Raw genomic sequence first — 18,832 nt, 5'->3', positions numbered from 1 at the left:
TATTAAAATTAAATTTTTTCAGGAGTAATGATGAAACTAAAGCAATAGTTGTCGTGGATTAATGAAAGAACAACATAAACAAATATTGAAAAAGTATTCGTATATTATAATTGACGATGATGCAGAAAGTATTTTGAAAACCCGAACAATTGCAGAAGGTTTTTCAGAATTGGCTTTTGTGGCTTCGGCAACGAATTATCAAGACGGTTTAAATTTAGTTTTAGAACACAAACCTTCAATTGTTTTTCTGGAAATAGACCCCAAAGATTTATCCAGTAATTTATCATTGGCTTTTATCAATGAATTACATCGGTTTTTATCAATTTTACCTAAGATAATTGTTACAACTTTTACAAAAGAAAGAGCTTTTGACGCTATTCAATATGGTGTTTTTGATTACATTTTAAAGCCGATAATAACAATTGATATATTAAAGAGCATTCTCAAATTAAACAAGGAATTTGTTGAGGTCAATACAGTTAGTACTTCAGAAGAAATAATAACCCAAATAATTCCATCTGAAAAAACTTCTAAAATTGTTGAAAACTCTTTGTTAATATGTGTAAAATCTTACGGTGATTATCGCTACATTAGTGCATCAGATATTTCTTATTTTCAAGCTGATAATAATTCGACCGATATTTATCTAAATTCAGGCGAAATGATAACAGCTTTTAAAACGTTGAAACATTTTGAGAGTGTTTTAGAGTATCCATTTATTCGAATTCATAATAGCTATATTATTAATCGAAATTATATTGCCAGAATTCATAACGGAAACTCAATTTGTTACATAAAAAATTCTTCGAAAAAGATTCCTTTTTCGAAAACTTATAAATCAAATGTTGATTTAATTATTGCCGATTTTGCAGCAGGAAATTATTTAGAAGTCTAAAAATTAGACGATTACATGTTTTTCACGTTCATTGACTATCAATTGGGCATGATCTACCATAAACCTGTTTTTTCATATAAGTTTTTTTCGTTTGTAGTGTTAGTTTTACACCATGATTCGCTCCCCGGCGATGATTCTCCAAAAATTTTAAATCAAACACTTAAAACCTCAAATCATGAAAAAGGCAGCTTTAACATTCGGATTATTTTCTTTAATAATGGTAGCAACTTCATTTGTAACTCCAGAAAAAACAAAAACATCGGTTGCAGCAAATATTGAAATAAGTATTGGTGTCGATGGTGGACAAGGAACGCCAAAAAGAAAAGGTGATTTAGCATACGACACTTCAAATCATAAAAATTTAGCAGCAAGTAAATTGAATAGTTTTAATCTTAATAGTCAATTTACAACATCAAAAGTAAAAGTAGACTAAGAAAAGTATAAATATATATTAAGTAATAAGGTTGTCAGTTTTTGGCAACCTTTTTTTATGTCTATAGTTTTAGTATTTTTGAGAAAAATCATAGACATACCTTGAAAAAACATTCTCAGATATTATTGTTTGTAGTTCTTGTCCTGATTGGTTGTACAAGTAAAAGTGGGAGAAATGAAAATGTTAGTAAAGACAGTCTTTCTATTTATTTCTCGTTAGCAAATGATATTAATTTGCCTCTTAATTATAAACAAAAGTACAATCAGAAGGCATTTGATATAGTTATAGGTGAGGAAAATGATTCTTTAAATAGAGTCAATCTGTTTAAAATTGCCAATCGTTACTATAATATGAGCGATTGGAAATCCTATAAAAAAATCTCTAAACTGATTTTGGAACGATCAATAATTAGTAAAGATTCATCTAGCATTGCTAAAGCATATAGTTACCTAGGGGATTATTATCAATCACAAATGATTTCAGATAGTGCTTTTTTGAATTATTTCAGAGCTGAGAAAATATATTTAAGAGTTAATGATGAAACTAATTTGGTAAAAACTTTTATAGCCAAAGGAGATTTACAGTTGAGTGAAGGAGATTTTTTTGAAAGTGAAATTACTGTTTTTAAAGCGCTTAAGATTTTAAAAACGAAAAAAAACGTAAATAAAGACCTGTACGAGAGTTATAATTTACTGGGAATTATTTATAATGAACGTCAAGAGTATGATAAAGCACTTGAATATCACAACAAGGCATTGTCTATCCTTGAAGATAAATCAATTTCGTCAGAATTTCAATTGAAAGCGATTTCACTAAATAATATCGGGTATGTTTATTTAAAGATGCACAATTTTAATCAGGCAAAAAAGTATTTCAAAAAAGGATTAGAACAAAAAGATTTGTTTAATGGAAATACAGCTATTTATGCGATGCTCTTGGATAATTTAGCTTATTCTAAGTTTAAATCGAAAGAATTTACAGAACTCCCTTCTCAATTTTATAAAGCTTTGAAAATTAGAGATAGCCTAAAACTTGACGCAGGAATTATATTAAATAAAAATCATTTGTCGGAGTATTATGCTTTTAAGAAAGATACGTTCAGGGCAATTCAGTATTCAAAACAAGCATTGGTTTTATCGAGAAAATTAAATACAATAAGAAATATATTAGAATCTCTTAAGCAAATTGCTATTGTTGATCCCAAAAAAGCATCTATTTATTCTAAGGAATATATTCAGCTTAATGATAAATTACTTAAAGCAGAACGTAGAATGGGTGAAAAATTCTCCCGAATTGAATACGAAACCAACGAAATAAAGGATCAAAATTCAAACTTACAAGAGAAAAATAAGACTTTAGTGTACGTTTTTAGCATTTGTACATTATTGGGTTTATTTTTCTATGTTTACAAAACGCAACAAGCCAAAAACAGAGAGTTACTTTTTAAGCAGCAGCAGCAAATTGCAAATGAAGATATTTATAATTTGATGATTTCGCAGCAAAATGATATCGAGATGACTCGTATCAAAGAAAAGAAAAAAGTTGCTCAGGAATTACACGACGGCGTTTTGGGCAGAATGTTTGGAGTCAGAATTAGTTTGGACAGTTTAGATAAACTCGATGAAGCCCACGCTGCGCCCAAAAGAAAGAAATATTTGGCCGAACTTAAACATATTGAGGAAGATATACGTGAAATTTCGCATGATTTAAATCGTGAAAAATCGGAATTAATTAATAATTTTGTTGCGATTTTGAACAAATTGTTTGAAAATCAACAAAATACTTATGCGTCAAAATTGATTACTTCGTTTGATTCTCATATTAAATGGGAATTAGTAGGTAATACGGTCAAAATCAATTTGTATCGAATCATTCAGGAAGCGCTTCAAAATTGTAATAAATACGCAAAAGCAAGTACAATTGAAGTGGAGTTTAAGAGTGAAATCAATCATTTGATTCTTTCGATTTCTGATGATGGAGTTGGTTTTAATACCAAAAGAACCAAGAACGGAATAGGATTGCACAATATTCAATATAGAGCAGCAGAATGTAAGGGTATAGTTACGATAAAATCTGCCAAAGGAGAAGGAACAATTCTCATAATTAAAGTCCCAATTGATCAAAAAATAAACCTACAAAATAATGACAGTTGACCTAACAGCCCCGTTTTCGCAACTTACTAAGCGAAACATTTTAATAGTTGACGACCATCCTTTTATTATCGAAGGATATAAGAATGCTATCACAAGATATAATCCTAAGGAATATGAATTTCTGATCTCTCAGGCATACGATTGCAAATCGGCTTATGATTTATTGCAAGATGTTGAAACCCCAAATTTCGACATTGCTTTTTTAGACATTAGCATGCCTTCGTATGAAGAAAAAGATATTTTTTCTGGTGAAGATCTGGCAAAATTGATCATAAAAAAAATGCCCAATTGCAAGATCATTTTGCTGACAATGTACACTGAATTGCTAAAAATCAAAACAATCATAAGAACAATCAATCCAAATGGGTTAATTATAAAAAATGATTTAACGTTTGATGAATTGCTTTTTGCATTTGATAAAGTAATGAAGAATGACAAATATTACAGTCAGTCTGTAGTAAAAATGGTCAATCAATCTCCTCATAATTCAATAGAAATAGACCAGTTTGACAAGCAAATTTTATTTCATTTGTCAAAAGGAACAGAACATCATACAATGCCACAATATATTCCGATTTCATTAAACGCAATCGAAAAACGGAAAATCAATCTCAAAGAATTGCTTAAAATAAAAACCGGTTCAGATGATGAATTGGTTAAAGAAGCTAAAAGCAAAGGACTTTTCTAAGAATTTTAGATTTAAGAGTATAGATTTTAGATTCAAAGACATAAAAAAAATCCTAACAGACTTTAATCTATTAGGATTTTTTTTGTCACGTGAATGAATACTGCGACTGAAAACTAATTTTATTCACTCAAAGCATCCCAACCGCGAGCCTTCAACGGAATTTGGGTATTTGCACGAGTAACCAGATTTATTCCTTCGCTTTCATCTGCCATATGACCAATGATTGAGAAATTTGGATTTCCTTTTATTTTATCAAAATCATTGATGTCAATAGTAAAAAGCAATTCATAATCTTCACCACCATTAATTGCTACAGTTGTGCTATCGATATTAAACTCTTCGCAAGTCGAAATAAACTGAGGATCTAACGGAAGTTTATCTTCATATAAATTACAACCCACTTTTGATTGTTTACACAAATGAATAATTTCAGATGATAATCCGTCCGAAATATCAATCATTGAAGTTGGTTTAATTTCAAGAGCATGCAATAAAGTACGTACATCTTTTCTGGCTTCAGGTTTTAACTGACGTTCGATCAAATAACTGTACATATCAAGATCAGGCTGACTATTTGGATTCACCTGAAAAACTTGCTTTTCGCGTTCCAAAACCTGTAATCCCATATATGCAGCACCAATATCACCGGTTACAACAAGAAGATCAGTTTGTTTTGCACCATTTCGGTAAACAATTTCATCTTCATTAGCTTCACCAATTGCAGTAATGCTAATAATTAATCCTTTTTGAGATGAGGTTGTATCGCCACCAATTACATCAACTTTATACTCTTTTGAAGCGTGCGTAATTCCCTCAAATAATTCTTCTAATGCTTCTAGTGGAAAACGATTAGAAACAGCCACAGAAACCGTTATTTGCGTTGGTCTTGCGTTCATTGCGCAAATATCAGACAGGTTTACAACAACAGCCTTATATCCTAAATGTTTTAAAGGCATATAAGCCAAATCAAAATGTACACCTTCAATCAGTAAATCTGTAGAAACAACTACTTTTTTATCTTTAAAATCAAGAACTGCGGCGTCATCACCAATACTTTTTAAAGTAGATTCCTGAGTAACATCAAAATTTTTGGTTAAATGTTCAATTAAGCCAAACTCGCCCAATTGCGCTATACTTGTACGTTGCGGATTTTTATCTTCGATCATTTCTTTTAAGTTCCAAAGTTTTTAAGGTGCAAAGGTACAAAGGTTTTATCGAACTTAATGTTATATAGTAGATATGTATATGTAGAGGCGAACTGTAGAGACGCACAGCAGTGCGTCTCACACCTGGTAACCACAATTTATTCCGTATTAAACCCGATTTTTAAAACCTTTCGGGTTTAAATTGCGATTAACCTTTGTCAAATGTTTTTGTAGTCAAAGTATTGTAGAGGCGCACGGTAGTGCGTCTCGCATCCAGTAACCACAATTTAATTCGTTTTGCTAGAAAAAGTATTGTAGAACGAATGTTTTTTACGATTCCATATTAAACCCGACAGGTTTTTAAAACCTGTCGGGTTTAACGCAATGTGAATAAATTGGGGTTACGTCGCCTGAGACGCACTGCTGTGCGCCTCTACAGTAGGAAAAAAAATAATTTTAATTATTTTTTTTCCTACTGACAAACTGTTGTCACCGACCCTTGATAATTTTGAAGTATTAAAATAATTAAAACTTTAAAACTATGAAAACATTAGCTGCACAAGTAATTACTCCTGAAGATTTGTTAATACACTGGCAAGGACACCGCGCGCTAACTCGTCGCGTAATTGAATTATTTCCTGAAAAAGATTTTTTCGAATTTTCGATAGGAGGAATGAGAACTTTCGCAAAACTAACAGATGAGCTTTTGGCGATTGCAGTTCCTGGACTTAAAGGAATTGTAACTAAAGAAATTGCTCCTTTTACAGAAGGAACTGAAAAGTTGATTTTTAAAGCACAATATCTTGAAAAATGGGATGAAGCAACGGCAGAAATCAATAAATATTGGGAAAAATTATCTATCGAAGATTTTAGCGAAGACTTTAATCTTTTTGGTCAATATGAATTTCCTGTAATCCAAAATATTTTGTACTTTGTTGATAATGAAGTTCATCACCGCGGACAAGGATATGTATATCTAAGAGCTTTAGGAATTGATCCGCCTTTTTTCTGGGAAAGACAGTAATATAATCAGGACGTTTTTAATGAACTAAATCAATTTATTCAAGACTAAATTATAAATCAAACATCATGAGTTTAAGAAAAATAATGGCAAATTACGCTGCCTACAATTTATGGGTAAATCAACAATTTGTGAATTGGCTAACACCAAAATCTGATGAATTGTTGAACAAAGATGTTCCTTCGAGTTATTCGAGCATTATTAAAACACTTAACCATATCTGGGAAACAGAGCAATATTGGTTTTCTATAATAACCGAAACTGCTTTGCCGGAAAGGAATGAAAATGTTGATTTAGATAAGAATGTAATATTTGAAGGTTTATTAAAAACATCTGAAAAATTATCGGAGTTTATATCATCATTATCAGACGAACAATTATACAAAACGGTTAAAATCGAGAATCCGTGGTTTCAATGTGAATTGCCAATTTCTGATTATTTACTACAAGTAGTAAATCATGGCACTTATCACAGAGGACAAATTGTAACCATTGGAAGAAATATTGGTATAACCGACGCTTCAAACACGGATTATAATTTTTATAATGTCGTAAAAAATCAATAATAAATTGAAAACTCCCAAAGACGAATGATAAGTTCATCTTTGGGAGTTTTTTTATATTAGTCTTTTTTTATAAGATTCTATTAATTCCAATATTCTGGTTTTAAGACTTTCGGGTTCCAGAATTGTGGCATAATCTCCAAACATCAAAAGCCAACGCGAAAAGTGTTCATGAACATTACACGACATAAAGGTCATTTCGATCTGACCATCAACTTCTCTTTCAGAAACAAAACCATGATATTTTTGTTCATGTCGAAGGTGAGTTAGGATTTTTTTCGAAACTAAAATCCGGACTTTAGTTGTGGGAATAGTTTCTGATTTAACTAAATATGTTTCTAAAGAATCATGTTCGATCGTAAATTCTAAATCAGTTTTTTGAATTCCCTGAATTCGGTCTGTTCTAAATTGCCTGTAATCTTGTCGCAAATGGCAATAACCCAAAAAATACCAGTTGTTATGATCGTGAAAAACGCCAACAGGTTCAATGTTTCTATTGCTTGCTTGCTCTGCTTCAATGGTTTTATAAGAAAGAAGAATCTGTTTTTTCTCAGCAATACTTTCGAATAAAACGGCCAAAGTATTAGGCGAACTATCATGAAATAAAGGCTCTTGCGTTTGCATCAAAACTTTAGATTCAATATTCGAAAGCCAATCTTTGTCAGTACCTCTCAAAACCGATTTCAGTTTGTACATCGCCGATGCATAATGAGATCCAAGAGAAGGATCTGTAAATTTTTGCATTAGTTTTTCAGCGGCTATAAAACTGCTTACTTCCTCGCGCGTAAACATTACTGGCGGCAATCGGTAACCATCCATTAAAGCATAACCAACTCCGGCCTCACTATAAATAGGAACTCCCGACGCTTCAAGAGTTCGGATATCTCTATAAATAGTTCGCAGACTACAATCAAAACGATCCGCCAATTCCTGAGCTTTTACAATTTTTTTGGATTGTAACTGAATGAGAATTGCGACAATACGGTCAAAACGTTTTGGAGAATCGTCCATTTTTTTTCTTTTAAGATTCTATCCCGAAGTCTCGGGACTAAGTTGCTGAGGTTCTAAGCATCAAATATACAAAGGTAAAAAGTTTAGAAGAACAAAAAAGATGTTCCAAATTAGGACAGATTTTGGGTTGAAAAAATATCCGCAATTTGCATCAACGTAGAGGCGCACAGCAGTGCGTCTCTCGCAAAGTATATCCACAATTAAAATTTTAAAATTGATTTTGATTACGGGAGACGCACTGCTGTGCGCCTCTACAAATCTGTGACGAAAATCTGTGACGAAAATCTATGATGAAAATCTGTGTAGAAGATATTTTATAACGAATTATATTTTGACAATTTGTATTTTCATAATCTAAATCACCGTAGAGGCGCACAGCAGTGCGTCTACACAATCCACATCCGTCTTTCTAACCACAATCCACAAAAATAAAAACAAAAAACCCGATAACAATCGTCATCGGGTTCAATCTATATTCTATTCTCTTTACTCTTTATTCCAAAAAAGAGAATTAATCATTCAATTTCAAAACGGCCATAAAAGCTTCTTGCGGAATCTCAACGTTTCCAACTTGTCTCATACGTTTTTTACCTTTTTTCTGTTTTTCAAGAAGTTTACGCTTACGCGAAATATCTCCACCATAACATTTTGCGGTAACGTCTTTACGAAGTGCTTTAATTGTTTCACGAGCAATAATTTTAGCTCCAATTGCAGCTTGAATCGGAATATCAAATTGTTGTCTTGGGATCAATTCGCGTAATTTCTCGGTCATTTTTTTACCGATGTTATAAGCGTTGTCTTCGTGAATCAATGCAGAAAGTGCATCAACCGTTTGAGCATTCAAAAGAACGTCAAGTTTAACTAATTTTGAAGTTCTCATTCCTATCGGAGAGTAATCAAAAGAAGCGTAACCTTTAGAAACCGTTTTTAAACGATCGTAAAAATCGAATACAATTTCCGCCAAAGGCATATCAAAATTCAATTCAACACGTTCTGTTGTCAAATACGTTTGGTTGGTAATTTGACCACGTTTTTCGATACATAAACTCATTACGTTTCCAACGAAATCAGCTTTTGTAATGATTGTTGCTTTGATAAATGGCTCTTCAACTCTGTCTAAACGAGATGGTTCAGGCAAATCAGAAGGATTATTTACAACAAATGCAGTTTCAGGATCTTTTTTGGTGTAAGCCAAATACGAAACGTTAGGAACTGTAGTAATTACAGTCATATCGAACTCACGCTCTAAACGTTCCTGAATAATTTCCATGTGAAGCATTCCTAAGAATCCGCAACGGAAACCAAAACCTAAAGCCGCTGAACTTTCAGGAGTAAAAACTAACGAAGCATCATTCAATTGCAATTTCTCCATAGAAGAACGCAAATCTTCATAATCTTCAGTATCAACAGGATAAATTCCGGCGAATACCATTGGTTTTACATCCTCAAAACCAGTAATCATATTTGTAGTTGGCGTTTTAGCATCAGTTAGAGTGTCTCCAACTTTTACTTCTTTGGCTTCTTTAATTCCAGAAATTAAATAACCAACATCACCAGCAGAAATTACATTTTTAGGAACCTGATTTAATTTTAAAGTTCCAATTTCGTCAGCAAAATATTCATTACCAGTAGCCATGAATTTAATTTTTTGCCCTTTTTTGATTTCTCCATTTACAACTCTGAAGATTACTTCGATTCCACGAAACGGATTGTATACCGAGTCAAAAATCAAAGCTTGTAATGGTTCATCAGGATTTCCTTGAGGAGCAGGAATTTTTTCGATAATGGCAGCCAAAATATTTTCGACACCAAAACCTGTTTTTCCTGAAGCATGAATAATATCTTCTAATTTACATCCTAACAAGTCAATAATATCATCACTAACTTCTTCAGGATTTGCACTTGGTAAATCTACTTTGTTCAAAACCGGAATAATTTCCAAGTCATTTTCTAAAGCAAGATATAAGTTAGAAATCGTTTGTGCCTGAATACTTTGAGCAGCATCAACAATCAAAAGCGCACCTTCGCAGGCAGCAATAGATCGTGAAACTTCGTATGAAAAGTCAACGTGACCAGGAGTGTCAATTAAATTTAAAATATATTCTTCTCCTTTATAAGTATATTCCATTTGAATGGCATGACTCTTAATGGTGATTCCACGCTCGCGCTCCAGGTCCATGTTGTCAAGCAATTGTGCTTTTTCTTCACGAGCTGTAACGGTTTGTGTAGCGCCCAATAATCGGTCTGCCAGTGTACTTTTACCGTGGTCAATGTGTGCAATAATGCAAAAGTTACGTATCTTCTTCATTTTAATATATCAATTCTCTAAACGAGTTTTAAGTAATTTCAGGGTATGAATTTGCGCTAGAGCAATTGCTTTAGAGCATGTTATTAAGGCGCAAAGATAGCGCAAAGTTTTGGATTGTGGAATGTAGTTGCTCGATTTTGAATTTTGAAGGCAGAAAGTTCATTTTAAAGTTTTAAAATGTTCATAATTAGCAAATAATGGATTAGTAGTTTAAAGCAAAACCTTGCAGAATGTTTTTATTAATGCGTTGGTTTGATTTGTTGTTTGTCAAAAAAATACTTCAACTTACTTTTGTTTGATAAATGTGCATTTTTGTGCGAATAATTGTCGGTTTAACCAAATATGATTATACTTGTAGTCATTTAAACCATAAGTATAATTTGTTTTATGGTTTTAAATTTTCATTATCGTTTTTTTACTGAAATCTGTGCGCAGGATTTGTATGTAAAAAACGAGAATGTCTATTTTTTTGCTAACAATTAAACCCAAGAAATTATGGAAAAACAAACCATGAAGCTTGCTCAAAAATTTGGCAGGCTTTCAAAAGAAGAAATGAAAAATATTAACGGTGGAACATTAGGAACCGTTTGTGGTCCGAGAAATGGTGTGCCAACTTCGATTTGTCCAAGCGGAAATGGAGTTGCAGCGAATTCAGGAACAGAAGATCCTAATAAGTTTCCGGGAATTGTAGGAGGTTATTGTAATGTAATAATCGTGTGTATTCCTTAAAAATAAAATGATAAATACCCGAAGATTTTCTTCGGGTATTTTTTTATTTAAAATTCAAAATTAAATCCTTTTTCGGTTAGTTTCTTATAAATCGCAGGATCGAATTTGTATAATTTGGCAGCTCTATGCGAAACATCTTGTTGTTTTTCTTCAAGCGAAACGAGTAATTTCATGTGAAGAATTTTTCTGCGGAAATTTGATTTGTCTAATTCAATTCCTAAAATTTCTTCATACAAATGCATTAATTGTAATAAGGTGAATTTTTCAGGCAATAAATTAAACCCTATCGGAGCCTGACGAACTCTATTGCGCAATTGCATCAAACTAAATTGCAGAATTTCGTTATGGTCAAATATTAAATCCGGAATCTCATTAATTTTAAACCATTTTGCTTCAATTACAGATTCACTTGCCTTAATATTATAATCTTCCCGGTTGACCAGCGTGTAATAACCAATAGTAATAACTCTCGCGTTGCTTACACGATCAGGATCTGTAAACGCTTTTAGCTGTTCCAGATAAATATTTTCGAGACCGGTGAGTTCGAACAATATCCTCAGTGCAGCATTATCAATACTTTCTTCCAGTTCCAGATCACCGCCAAGAAGCCCCCATTTTCCTATGCTTTGTCCTATAGCATGTTTTACTAAAAGAACCTCAAGATTTTTTTTATCAAAAGAAAAAATAACACAGTCGATCGAAATGCCGTCTATAACTGATTTTGTATTTGCAGTCGTATTGTTATCGGTTTCCGAAGTGTTTTTAGAAGGTAAAAATGTCATTAAAATTCAAAGTTAAATCCTTTTTCAGTCAATTTCTTATAAATTGCCGGATCGAATTTATACAATTTGGCAGCTCTGTGTGAAACATCTTGTTGCTTTTCATCTAATTCGACCAATAATTTCATGTGCAGAATTTTTCGTCTGAAATTAGATTTATCCATTTCGATTCCTAAAACCTCTTCATATAAATGCATCAATTGCAATAAAGTAAATTTTTCAGGCAAAAGATTAAATCCTATCGGAGCTTGTCTAACTCTGTTTCGAAGATGTTTTAAGCTATAAGCAAGAATTTCGTTGTGATCATAAATCAAATCCGGAATGCTATTAATCTTGTACCATTGTGCATCCGAAGCTGTAAAACCAGCTTTAATGTTATAATCTTCACGTTTTACCAAGGCATAATAACCAATCGTGATAACGCGTCGAAGCGGGAAACGATCCGGATCTCCAAACGCTTTCAGTTGCTCTAAGTAAATATTATCAAGCCCGGTAAGTTCATTCAATAAACGGTGCGCGGCATTATCAGTACTTTCTTTTTTATAGATCCATCCTCCCGGAAGCCCCCATTTTCCTTTACTAATACCTTCTCCGTGTTGTACCAGAAGCACTTCCAGACTTCCTTTATCAAATCCAAATATGACACAGTCAATTGTGATCGCATTCATTGCGGTTTGCTCGCTTTTTAAAGCAGAATCGTCGGCTACATTTTTAACCATATGCTATTTAAATTTTGACAAATTAAATAAATAAAATGAATAGTTGTCTTTATCTAAGATTTATATTTTTCTTAACGCAATAATTTTCTGACAATCAATTGTTTGTGATATCCTTAAAAATCAGATTTTAAAATAATCATTCTTAAATGGCTGATTGTCAAATCGCTAAATCGTTAATTTTTCAATATTTTTTTATTCCATTTTAATGACTTCTTTGACGTATTCATAAAAATCAAGATTGAATAATCAGAAATGAAAAAAAATAAACCTAATATTTTGTTAATATAGAAAAAATGTTTTACACTTGTAGTCAAAATAACCATAAGATAAGTTCAGTTTGACTATAAGTTAAAAAAGGACAAATCTATAACTAACTTAAAATAGAACCAAATGTTTTTTTTAGGAATTGATTTAGGAAGCTCTTCGATAAAATTATCTGTATTTGATGCAGAGAAAGGAACAACTATTGGAGCAATTAGTGTTCCTGATTTTGAAATGCCAATTGTTGCTCCAAAATTCGGTTGGGCAGAACAAGATCCGGAATCCTGGTGGCAATTTGTAAAAGACGGAATCAAACAATTAGGTTCGAAATCAAATATTGATCTAAAGAAAGTTGCCGGAATTGGAATTGCCTATCAAATGCATGGTTTGGTTTTGACCGATGAAAATCTGAATCCCGTTCGTTCTTCGATTATTTGGTGTGACAGTCGCGCTGCAAGTATCGGAGATGAAATTTATGCTAAAATTGGATCCGTAAATTGTCAGCAGCAAATTTTAGGAAGCCCGGGAAATTTTACCGCTTCAAAACTAAAATGGGTAAAAGACAATGAGCCTGAAATTTTCGCGAAAGCAAAATATATGATGCTTCCGGGGGATTTTATTGCAGCCAAATTATCGAAAGTGGCACAAATAAGTACTTCAGGTTTATCAGAAGCCGCTTTATGGAATTTCCCAGAAGGAAAATTGGCAACGAAAATCCTTTCTCAAATGGGATTATCATCGGATATTATTCCGGAAATAGTTTCAAATTTTGGAATTCAAGCTACAATTCACTTAGAAATAGCACAAGAATTAGGATTAAATCCCGATGCAAAAATAACCTACAGAGCAGGAGATCAACCGAACAATGCTTTATCATTGAATGTTTTGAAACCTGGAGAAATTGCTACAACAGCCGGAACTTCGGCAGTAGTTTATGCCGTAAGCGATGAGGATGTTTACGACAAACACAATAGAATCAACACTTTTTTACACGTCAATAATACAGAAGTCGAAAAACGAAACGGCGTTATGTTATGCATTAACGGTTCAGGAATTTTATACCAATGGTTGCGCAAAATCATGTCTGTTGACAGAACTGATTTAATCGCCTATGAAAAACTAAATGCCGAAGCTGCAAAAGTTGAAGCAGGAAGTAACGGACTTCGTTTTTATCCTTTCGGAAATGGTGTAGAAAGAATCTTCAATAACAAAAATGCAACTTCGGGAATCCAGAATTTAAATTTCAATATTCATCAACCATCACATTTAGTGCGCGCTGCCTGCGAAGGAATTGTGTTTGCCATGAATTACGGTTTTGATGTTATGAAAGAAGTTGGAGTTTCTGGAACTGTGGTTAGAGCAGGAAATTCAAACCTGTTTTTAAGTCCGGTTTTTAGAGAAATCTTCACTAATACTACACAAACTACTTTAGAATTATACAATACTTCAGGAGCAGAAGGTGCCGCAAGAGGCGCTGCTTTTGGTTTAGGATATTACAATTCGCTGGACGAAGCTTTTCAGGGATTGCAATGTTTAGACCGAATTGAACCTAATAAAATCCTGACAAGTCAATATCAGGATTTATATCAAGAATGGAAAAGTCAAATTAAAATAGAACAATAATAATGAGCACAACTAATCAATATTTTAAAAACATCGATACGATAAAGTTCGAAGGAAGAGAAAGTGATAATCCACTAGCTTTTAAATGGTATGATGAAAATCGTATCGTTGCGGGAAAAACATTAAAAGAGCATTTGCGCTTTTCAATGGCGTACTGGCATACGTTATGTAACACAGGAGGAGATCCGTTTGGAGCTCCAACTGAAACATTTTCCTGGGATAAAAATGAGAATGTCATTTTAAGAGCAAAAGACAAAATGGACGCCGCTTTTGAATTCATGACAAAGTTAGGCTTGCCATATTATTGTTTTCATGATGTTGATGTTGTAGATGATGCGCCAACATTGGCAGAATTTGAAACTCGTATTCAGACAATGGTTGAATATGCAAAACAAAAACAACAAGAATCAGGAATTAAATTGTTGTGGGGAACTTCAAATTTATTCAGTAATCCTCGCTATATGAACGGTGCTGCGACGAATCCAAACTTTGATGTTTTGGCTTATGCAGGAGCTCAGGCAAAAATCGCAATCGATGCAACTATTGCACTTGGCGGAGAAAATTATGTTTTCTGGGGAGGACGCGAAGGATATATGAGTTTGTTAAACACAGACATGAAAAGAGAATTAGACCATTTGGGAAGATTCTTGAATACTTGTAAAGATTATGCTCGCAAAGAAGGTTTTAAAGGAAACTTCCTGATTGAGCCAAAACCAATGGAACCTACCAAACATCAATATGATTATGATGCTGCAACTTCATTAGGTTTCATTAATAAATACGGACTTCAAAATGATTTCAAATTGAATCTTGAAGTAAACCACGCAACTCTTGCCGGACATTCTTTTGAGCACGAATTGCAAGTTGCGGTTGATGCCGGAATGTTAGGAAGCATCGATGCAAACCGTGGAGATTATCAAAATGGTTGGGACACAGACCAATTCCCAATAAATCTTCAGGAAGTTACACAAGCAATGTTGGTGATTCTTGAAGGTGGAGGAATTCAGGGCGGCGGTGTAAACTTTGACGCAAAAGTGAGAAGAAATTCAATCGATTTAGAAGATAAATTCATTGCACACATTTCAGGAATGGATGTTTTTGCAAGAGGATTAATCTGCGCAGATCAGATACTACAAAATACAGATTACAAAAAATTACGCACACAACGTTACAGTTCATTTGACAGTGGAAACGGGGCGAAGTTCGAAAACGGAGAATTATCTCTTGAAGATCTTAGCAAAATTGCCCGTGCAAGTGGAGAACCTCAACCCCTTAGCGGAAGACAGGAATTATTCGAACAGATTATTTCGAACGCATATTAATAGACAAAAAATTACTAACTATAATTTAAACCAATTCTTAACTATTATGAAAAGCAAACATTGTCTTAAAACAACATCGCTCTCGTTCTGCATGGCGCTGTTGCTTAGTGTATTTACGATGCAGTCCGGTTTTGCGCAACAGCAATCCCAGGTTATAAGCGGAAACGTAAAATCAGCAGAAGATGGTATGGGAGTTCCGGGTGCTACCGTAGCTATTGAAGGAACCAAAACGGGAACATCAACAGATTTTGATGGAAACTTTAAGTTGGAAGCAAAAGAAGGCAGCGTAATTGTAATCAGTTTTATGGGATTTAAAGCGCAACGTGTAACCGTTGGAACTCAAAAAACGATTAATGTTACTTTACAAACAGAAGCGGCAGATCTTAAAGAAGTTGTCGTTATTGGATACGGTTCTCAAAAGAAAACACTTGTAACAAGTGCCGTGACTCAGGTTAGCGGAGAGAATCTTGCAAAAACCAATACTACAAATGCTTTACAAGCACTTCAGGGACAAGCAGCCGGACTTCAGGTTACATCTACTTCAGGACAGCCGGGAGAAGGATTGAATGTTGTAATTAGAGGTGTTGGTTCAACAGGCGGAAGCAGCCCGTTATATGTTGTTGACGGAATATTGACAAGTGATATTTCTTATTTAAGCAATTCAGATATTGAATCTATTTCGGTTTTAAAAGATGCTGCATCAGCTGCAATTTATGGTTCTCAGGCCTCAAACGGAGTTGTTTTGGTAACAACCAAAAAAGGTAAAAGGGGCGCTGCAGGACAAATGACATTCGATCAATATTATGGTGTACAATCAGTAGCGAGAAAAGTTGATTTATTGAATGCAACTGAATATGCAACAATACTAAATGAAGCAGCAGTAAACTCTGGTAAAAATCCATATTTCACCAATGCTCAAATTGCAGGATTAGGAAGCGGAACAAATTGGATGGATAAAATGTTTACGGATAATGCAGCTACCAAAAATTTCGCATTTGGAGCTTCAGGTGGTTCAGATACTTCTGTTTACTCAGCATCTTTGTCTTATTTAGGACAAGAAGGAGTTGTTGGAGGTAAAGATTTATCAAACTACGAGCGTTATAATTTCAGATTCAATTCAGAACATAAATTATATAAAGACGTAGTTACTTTTGGTGAAAATTTGAGTTTTGCTTACATCAATAAAAACGGAATTGGAGTTGGAAATCAATACAATAATGCATTAAGAGGTGCTTTTCAAACAACGCCATTATTGCCAATGTATGATTCTAAAGGCGATTATTATGATACCACAAATAATACAGAGCCTTGGCTTGCAGGAGTAGCAAATCCTTATGCTTTGATGCAATACAACAATCAAAATGAAGGTAATAATCAAAAATTATTAGGTAATGTTTATTTGCAAATTGAACCAATAAAAAACTTAACCTTCAGAACTACTTTAGGACTTGATTATTATGCTGGCGAAGGACATTCTTACCTTCCGGTTTACAGATTATCTATTTATGCAAACAGCGCATTTGATAAAGTAAATCAAAACATGAACAAAGGTAAAACCTTGACTTGGGATAACTTATTGACGTATAAATTTAATGCTGCCGAGAATCATCATTTTGAAGCAATGTTAGGAACTTCCTCTATTAATTATGATGGAACATCAGTAAGTGTTACAAATGCCGATTCAGTTTTTAATGATTTAGAACACGCTTGGTTAGACAATACAACTAACAAAGATGGTGCAAAAATATCTATGAGCGGTCTAAAACAAGAGACTAAAAGAATGTCTTATTTTGGAAGATTAAATTACAATTTCAAAGAAACGTATTTGATCAATGCAACTTTTAGAATGGATGGATCTTCTATTTTTTCTAAAGAAAATCAATGGGGTTATTTCCCATCAGTATCTGCAGGTTGGGTAGCTTCAAATGAAGCGTTTTTGAGAGATTCAAACGTTATTAATTTCCTTAAATTAAGAGGAAGTTGGGGACAGGTTGGAAATCAAAATGCAAGACCATTCCAATATTTGTCAACTATAAAATCAAATAATACAAATTATATTTTTGGTGATACAGAAGGTGTTTTAACGCCGGGCGCTTATCCGGACAGATTATCAAATCTTGATTTAAAATGGGAAACTTCAGAACAAATTGATTTTGGTTTTGATGCAAGATTTTTAAACAATGCCTTGAATGTTACTTTTGATGTTTACCAAAAAACAAATAAAGACTGGTTGATTTTAGCACCAATTTTGGCAACAGCCGGAGCAGATGCACCTTATATCAATGGTGGAGATGTTGTAAATAAAGGAGTTGAGTTAAGTTTAAATTACCAAAACAAAATTGGAGATTTTAATTATAGCATTAGTGCAAACGGAGCTTATAATAAAAACACAGTTGGTCAAATACCTACTACAGACGGTATCATTCACGGATTAAACAATGAACTTTATGATAATTCAGGTGAGTTCTACAGAGCACAAAACGGACAACCTTTAGGTTATTTCTGGGGATATAAAACAGGTGGTGTTTTTCAAAATCAAGCACAAATCGATAATTATAAATCAGCAAGTGGCGTAGTATTACAACCAACTGCAGCTCCCGGAGATCTTATTTATGTGAATACTAACGGAGATGATAAAATCGATGCTTCTGATAAAACAAGTATAGGTAAACCAAATCCTGATTTTACTTACGGATTCTCTTTGTCAGCAAATTACAAAGCTTTTGATTTTTCATTAATGGCAAATGGTGTAGCAGGAAATCAAATTGTACAATCATATAGAAATCAAGCTGGAGCTTACGGAAATTATACTTCTGCAATATTAGATCGTTGGCACGGAGAAGGTTCTTCAAACACAGTTCCAAGAGTAACAGAAGACAATAGAAACTTTACACAATTTTCGGATTTGTATGTTCAGGATGGGGATTTCTTAAGAATCAGTACCGTAACATTAGGATTTGATTTAGCAAAAATGAAACAATCAAAACCATTTTTTGCAAGTCAGTTTAGAGTTTATTTCTCCGTATTAAACCTTTACACTTTTACGAAATATGATGGTATGGATCCTGAAATTGGTTTTGGTTCATCAAATAATGATCAAAAGTTTTCATCAGGAGTTGATGTAGGATACTATCCACGACCAAGAACATTCATGTTAGGATTAAATGTTAAACTTTAATAAA

15 protein-coding genes are annotated in these 18,832 nt (G+C 33.5%); 10 read left to right on the top strand and 5 right to left on the bottom strand.

The window, feature by feature from the left end:
• Positions 1-61 precede the first annotated feature (61 nt).
• From CLU81_RS11405 to CLU81_RS11390, 4 genes are all read left to right on the top strand, one after another.
• A complete protein-coding gene (locus tag CLU81_RS11405; protein ID WP_233209693.1) occupies positions 62-895 on the top strand; it encodes a LytTR family DNA-binding domain-containing protein in 834 nt (277 codons plus the stop codon).
• Between the two features lie 175 nt (positions 896-1,070).
• Positions 1,071-1,328: a hypothetical protein gene (locus CLU81_RS11400; RefSeq protein ID WP_099709911.1), complete on the top strand. Its 258-nt coding sequence runs from the start codon at positions 1,071-1,073 to the stop codon at positions 1,326-1,328.
• A gap of 101 nt (positions 1,329-1,429) precedes the next feature.
• Positions 1,430-3,481 (top strand): tetratricopeptide repeat-containing sensor histidine kinase, encoded by a 2,052-nt coding sequence (locus tag CLU81_RS11395; RefSeq protein WP_099709910.1) that lies wholly within the window; start codon positions 1,430-1,432, stop codon positions 3,479-3,481.
• Positions 3,471-4,169 (top strand): response regulator transcription factor, encoded by a 699-nt coding sequence (locus tag CLU81_RS11390; RefSeq protein ID WP_099709909.1) that lies wholly within the window; start codon positions 3,471-3,473, stop codon positions 4,167-4,169. The genes CLU81_RS11395 and CLU81_RS11390 overlap by 11 nt, the downstream gene beginning before the upstream one ends.
• Before the next feature lie 119 nt (positions 4,170-4,288).
• On the opposite strand, the gene thiL is transcribed toward CLU81_RS11390, so the two are convergent.
• The gene (gene thiL / locus CLU81_RS11385) at positions 4,289-5,335 is read right to left on the bottom strand and encodes a thiamine-phosphate kinase (RefSeq protein WP_099709908.1); all 1,047 of its coding nucleotides are present in this window, start codon (positions 5,333-5,335) and stop codon (positions 4,289-4,291) included.
• Between the two features lie 520 nt (positions 5,336-5,855).
• Here thiL and CLU81_RS11380 point away from each other — a divergent pair.
• Together CLU81_RS11380 and CLU81_RS11375 are read left to right on the top strand one after the other, a co-directional pair.
• Positions 5,856-6,338, top strand: a complete 483-nt coding sequence (locus CLU81_RS11380; protein ID WP_099709907.1) for a DinB family protein — start codon at positions 5,856-5,858, stop codon at positions 6,336-6,338.
• A 65-nt stretch (positions 6,339-6,403) separates the two neighbouring features.
• Positions 6,404-6,901: a DinB family protein gene (locus tag CLU81_RS11375; RefSeq protein WP_099709906.1), complete on the top strand. Its 498-nt coding sequence runs from the start codon at positions 6,404-6,406 to the stop codon at positions 6,899-6,901.
• A 51-nt stretch (positions 6,902-6,952) separates the two neighbouring features.
• Here CLU81_RS11375 and CLU81_RS11370 read toward each other — a convergent pair whose 3' ends face one another.
• Together CLU81_RS11370 and lepA are read right to left on the bottom strand one after the other, a co-directional pair.
• On the bottom strand, positions 6,953-7,909 hold the full coding sequence (locus CLU81_RS11370) for a YafY family protein (protein ID WP_099709905.1): 957 nt from the start codon (positions 7,907-7,909) through the stop codon (positions 6,953-6,955).
• A gap of 511 nt (positions 7,910-8,420) precedes the next feature.
• Positions 8,421-10,217 (bottom strand): translation elongation factor 4, encoded by a 1,797-nt coding sequence (gene lepA / locus CLU81_RS11365; RefSeq protein WP_099709904.1) that lies wholly within the window; start codon positions 10,215-10,217, stop codon positions 8,421-8,423.
• Positions 10,218-10,712: 495 nt separating this feature from the next.
• On the opposite strand from lepA, the gene CLU81_RS11360 reads away from it, so the two are divergent.
• Complete coding sequence (locus CLU81_RS11360) at positions 10,713-10,946, top strand: hypothetical protein (RefSeq protein ID WP_099709903.1); 234 nt, start codon at positions 10,713-10,715, stop codon at positions 10,944-10,946.
• Positions 10,947-10,993: 47 nt separating this feature from the next.
• Here CLU81_RS11360 and CLU81_RS11355 read toward each other — a convergent pair whose 3' ends face one another.
• On the bottom strand, positions 10,994-11,728 hold the full coding sequence (locus CLU81_RS11355) for an NUDIX domain-containing protein (protein ID WP_099709902.1): 735 nt from the start codon (positions 11,726-11,728) through the stop codon (positions 10,994-10,996).
• The gene (locus CLU81_RS11350) at positions 11,728-12,444 is read right to left on the bottom strand and encodes an NUDIX domain-containing protein (protein ID WP_099709901.1); all 717 of its coding nucleotides are present in this window, start codon (positions 12,442-12,444) and stop codon (positions 11,728-11,730) included. The genes CLU81_RS11355 and CLU81_RS11350 overlap by 1 nt, the downstream gene beginning before the upstream one ends.
• A 390-nt stretch (positions 12,445-12,834) precedes the next feature.
• Here CLU81_RS11350 and CLU81_RS11345 point away from each other — a divergent pair, with 390 nt between their 5' ends.
• From CLU81_RS11345 to CLU81_RS11335, 3 genes are read left to right on the top strand one after another with little or no spacing between them, the layout of a single operon-like run.
• Positions 12,835-14,328, top strand: coding sequence for a xylulokinase (locus CLU81_RS11345; RefSeq protein WP_099709900.1), 1,494 nt, complete (start codon positions 12,835-12,837; stop codon positions 14,326-14,328).
• A 2-nt stretch (positions 14,329-14,330) separates the two neighbouring features.
• Entirely contained in the window at positions 14,331-15,650 is a 1,320-nt protein-coding gene (gene xylA, locus CLU81_RS11340) for a xylose isomerase (protein WP_099709899.1), read from the top strand.
• Positions 15,651-15,696: 46 nt separating this feature from the next.
• Positions 15,697-18,828 (top strand): TonB-dependent receptor, encoded by a 3,132-nt coding sequence (locus tag CLU81_RS11335; RefSeq protein WP_099709898.1) that lies wholly within the window; start codon positions 15,697-15,699, stop codon positions 18,826-18,828.
• Positions 18,829-18,832 lie beyond the last annotated feature (4 nt).

The organism is Flavobacterium sp. 9 (assembly GCF_002754195.1).
Lineage (GTDB): Bacteria > Bacteroidota > Bacteroidia > Flavobacteriales > Flavobacteriaceae > Flavobacterium.
This window is presented reverse-complemented; position numbering and strand designations above follow the sequence as displayed.